Origin of the sequence: Bacillus sp. B2-WWTP-C-10-Post-4, assembly GCF_009183805.1 — a bacterium.
Classification (GTDB): Bacteria; Bacillota; Bacilli; order Bacillales; family Bacillaceae_G; genus Bacillus_A; species Bacillus_A cereus.
Genome location: NZ_WEII01000206.1, coordinates 1 through 4,036, shown reverse-complemented (window position 1 = coordinate 4,036; position 4,036 = coordinate 1). Strand labels below are relative to the sequence as shown.

Here is a 4,036-nt window from a genome sequence, read left to right as displayed (position 1 = left end):
CATTATTGATATAGAAACATATATTGGTATAAAAGGGGGAAAAGTATGAAACATAAAGGGAAAATTAGTGGATTATTGCTTGGCAATACTGTGGCAGTTACAGAATGGATTGCACTTCAGGATGTAATTGCAAAACTGGATTCACGATCATTTTATACCGTCTTTATTATTTATATATTGCAAATGATACTAAGTTATTATTTTGGACATTGGTACGATAAAAGAGCGAACGAGCGTATGGGTATGGAAGTAGGAGGAATGGCAAGCAATGATTTTGTTGTTGATTTTTTTGGGAAAGTAGCTGCTTTATCTGAAAGAGATTCTCGTAATATTACAGTGTACATTCTTTCTGTAAAAGAATGGGAAGGATTAAAAGACACGTTGCAAGAAAAAAAGTTGGGAGTGTTAGTACAAAAATTAGAGAGTACCATTGTAAAGACAATTCGGAAGGGCGATGTTGTTACAAAGTGGGATGAAAATAAGTACGTTATTGTAGCAATTGATAATGGTCATGAAACATCAACAATAACAAAACGATTAATGAAAAATATTGAAAGTGAAATAGAAGGTGATTTACTCAGTGTCACTCTTTTATTTGGAGCAGCTAGCTATCCAGTAGAAGGAAAAACGTTTGAAGAACTGTTGAGAAAGTCGCAAAATCAATTGTACCAGTATAGAAATTTGCAAGAAAATGAGTGAAGCTTTGATTTGAAGATATATGATAGGAAGATGTTTTATTTGTAACATTTTTTTGACTTTTATTACAAAAAAACGCCACGTTTGTAATAAAAGTCTTTAAAAATATATGAAATAAGCATATAATTATGATGGTAGTGTCAATGCAATTTGCACAGTGTGTTTTATTTTAAAAGTGTAGAGGAAAGCAAGCTCTACACTTTTCCTTTTTAGGAAATGAAAAGAATATTTGTAAGTTGTTGCGAGATATCGATTGTACTGTGTAAAATGAACAAAGAGATTAATTGATAGAAAGCTGGAAAGGGAATGATAGACGTGAGAGCGGAGCGATCACCTTTTATCAGGTGAACTATTATAGTCTTATTAAGACTGAGGTGAAATTCCGTGGACATTAAAGTAATACATAGTGTGAACAGGCCTTAAAAAACACGAAGTAGTATACTTAAAGATGGATATGGAATTGCTAAATAATTCAAAAAGAATAATGTAATATCAAGTAATAATTTGTACAAACAATATTAATGATCTTCGTAAAAAAGATGCGAGTGTATAGAACAATTACATATTTTATAACTTTTTTATATTACACGATGGTCGTTTATAAGTAGGAGGAAGAGATGTTGAAATATAGTAAATTAGCAATTGTAACTGCATTATCAATGATTTTATTAGCCGGTTGTTTCGGTCCGAAACCAGAAGAAGAATTATATGTAGCGTTTGAAAACGCTGCTAAACAAGAAAAAACAATGTTTGAAGATGCAAAAAAACTTGAGACTTTAGAGAAAGAAGGACAAGAATTATATAACCAGATTGTTCAAGAAGGAAAAGATAATAATCAAACTGTTAAAGAAAAACTGAATCAAGCAGTGAAAAATACAACTGAACGAGAAAAAGTGCTTGCAAAAGAAAAAGAAGTTTTAAATAAAGCGCAAGAAGAAGTGAAGTCAGCTGAGAAGTATGTGAAGAAAATTGAAGATAAGAAATTGAAAGATCAAGCTGATAAAGTGAAAAGCACGTATGAGAAACGACACGATTCATTTAATAAAATGTATGACAGCTATGACAAATCTTTAAAACAAGAAAAAGAGTTATATACAATGTTACAAGATAAAGGTACTAAATTAAAAGATATTAGTGAAAAAGTAAAAGTAGTAAATCAATCTTATAAGGATATTGAGTCAGAAAAAGATAAATTTAATGAATTCACAAAGTCTTATAATACAGAAAAAGTAGCTTTTTATAAACAAGCAAATATTAAAATTAAAGAAGAGAAAAAATAAAACAGTTTGGCCTACACTTGGCCAAACTGTTTTATTTTTTTGTATAAGTACGACTATACCATGGAACAGGTTCACTTAATTTTTTTTCTTGTTTTAATGCTTCAGGACCAATATAATCTTGAATTGTTTTTTTTGCCACTGTTAAAGATAAGGTTGTTTTCGGATTTCGATAGGAGGATTCAAGATGACCAAGATGCGGTAGAATTCGAAAATCTTCTTTCGTAGGAGGGATGTGGAAAAAATAATCGCCTAAACGTATAAGGACATCAGATTGTTGTTGGCTAAAACGTGGGTTTCTAGAAAAATGTAATCCTTCTTTAATTGCTTTTTTTTCAGCAATCAAACGTTCTAAAGCTGTCTTTTTTAACCAGTATAAATATTTAGGATTAGTAGCTGCTTTAGCATGACGATTCACAACGAAAATAGATTGAGCTAGTCGATTAATAGAATGTTGGTTTTGTAATTGAGATTGTGGTTGTGAAGGTTTCATATTGAATCTCCTTTCAATTTTTCATTATTATACCATAAATAAAATAGGTATTTATTATACGCAAAAAGTGATTGTATATATTTTCAATATTAAAGCAATATTGTTACAAAAAACAACTATTTTGTATAATAGTAATAGAATATGTTTTTGAAATTTGATAATGAAAGAGTGAGAAGTTTGAAAGAAATATTAAAACAACAGTATGCCATTATAGATATTGGATCTAATACAATGCGTTTAGTTATTTATGAAAAGCAAAATGGAGGTTTTTATAAAGAGATTGAAAATACGAAAGTTGTTGCTAGGTTAAGGAATTACTTAATTGATGGTGTGTTGAATGAAGAGGGAATAGAAGTATTATTACAGACATTATTTCAATTTCAAGAAAGTACAAGATTCCATCAGTTGCATCATGTACTTTGTGTTGCAACAGCAACAATTAGACAGTCGGAGAATCAAGAGGAAATTAAAAAGCTTGTTGAAGGACAAACGGACTTTACTCTTAGAGTATTATCAGAGTATGAGGAAGCGCGTTACGGATACTTGGCGGTTATGAATTCTACATCGTTTTCAGAAGGAATAACGGTAGATATCGGCGGGGGAAGTACAGAAGTTACATACTTTAGAAATAGAGAGATTTTAGAGTACCATAGTTTTCCATTTGGGGCACTTTCTTTAAAGCAACAATTTATTAAAGGGGATATTCCTACTAAAGATGAGTTAGAGGGAATGCAACAGTATTTAGAGTTTCAATTTCGAACGTTACCATGGTTAATCAATAAGAAATTGCCTCTTATTGCAATTGGTGGTAGTGCTAGGAACTTAGTGAAAATCCATCAAAATTTAATATGCTATCCTATAGCAGGATTACATTTATACAAGATGAAAGAAGAAGATATTGAAAGTGTAAAAGATGAATTGGAAAAATTGTCGTACATAGAACTTCAGAAATTGGAAGGATTGGCAAAAGATCGAGCAGATACGATTATTCCAGCGGTTGAAGTATTTCATACACTTGTTAATGTTATAGAGGCACCGGCATTTGTATTAAGTAGAAAAGGGTTAAGAGAAGGTGTTTTCTATGAAGAGTTGACAAAAGATTTGGGGATTTCATATTATCCGAACGTAGTTGAAGAAAGTCTGCATTTACTATCACATGAATACGAAATGGACATGGAATTTGTTATTCAGCTTATTAAACATGGAAGACTAATTTGCAAACAACTTGAGGAAATAGGGCTTATTTCTATGTCAGTAAAAGACTGGGAAGTGTTCCATCAAGCAGCGAAAGTATTTAATATAGGCAAATATATAGACGAAGAAGCAAGTCGTTTACATACGTTTTATTTATTAGCGAATAAGACAATTGATGGCATGATGCATAAAGATCGAGTAAGGCTAGCGCTTATTGCATCGTATAAATCAAAAATGTTATTTAAACAACATTTATCTCCATTTGAAGGTTGGTTTGATAAAAGCGAACAAAAAAAAATCCGCCTGTTAGGAGCTGTTTTACAATTTTCAGCTACTTTAAATGTAAGGCAACGATCGCTTATTGATACCATATCTA

At 31.1% G+C, this 4,036-nt stretch carries 4 protein-coding genes; 3 read left to right on the top strand and 1 reads right to left on the bottom strand.

Translation table 11 applies throughout. From position 1 onward, the window contains the following. The first annotated feature begins 45 nt into the window (after positions 1-45). Both GBN78_RS28965 and GBN78_RS28960 read left to right on the top strand, forming a co-directional pair. On the top strand, positions 46-699 hold the full coding sequence (locus tag GBN78_RS28965; RefSeq protein WP_000680811.1) for a diguanylate cyclase domain-containing protein: 654 nt from the start codon (positions 46-48) through the stop codon (positions 697-699). A gap of 614 nt (positions 700-1,313) precedes the next feature. Then, positions 1,314-1,976, top strand: a complete 663-nt coding sequence (locus GBN78_RS28960) for a YkyA family protein (protein WP_000922484.1) — start codon at positions 1,314-1,316, stop codon at positions 1,974-1,976. Between the two features lie 31 nt (positions 1,977-2,007). On the opposite strand, the gene GBN78_RS28955 is transcribed toward GBN78_RS28960, so the two are convergent. Then, positions 2,008-2,466 (bottom strand): YkyB family protein, encoded by a 459-nt coding sequence (locus GBN78_RS28955; protein ID WP_000804862.1) that lies wholly within the window; start codon positions 2,464-2,466, stop codon positions 2,008-2,010. 141 nt (positions 2,467-2,607) lie between these two features. Between GBN78_RS28955 and ppx the strand changes: the two genes are divergently transcribed. Continuing rightward, positions 2,608-4,036: exopolyphosphatase (ppx, locus tag GBN78_RS28950; protein ID WP_152127998.1), on the top strand; the 1,429-nt coding region annotated here is incomplete at its 3' end.

Excerpts from the sequence above, each read along its gene's own strand:
- GBN78_RS28965 (WP_000680811.1), top strand. The coding sequence starts at position 46 with ATGAAACATAAAGGGAAAATTAGTGGATTATTGCTTGGCAATACTGTG.
- GBN78_RS28960 (WP_000922484.1), top strand. The coding sequence starts at position 1,314 with ATGTTGAAATATAGTAAATTAGCAATTGTAACTGCATTATCAATGATT.
- GBN78_RS28955 (WP_000804862.1), bottom strand. The coding sequence starts at position 2,466 with ATGAAACCTTCACAACCACAATCTCAATTACAAAACCAACATTCTATT.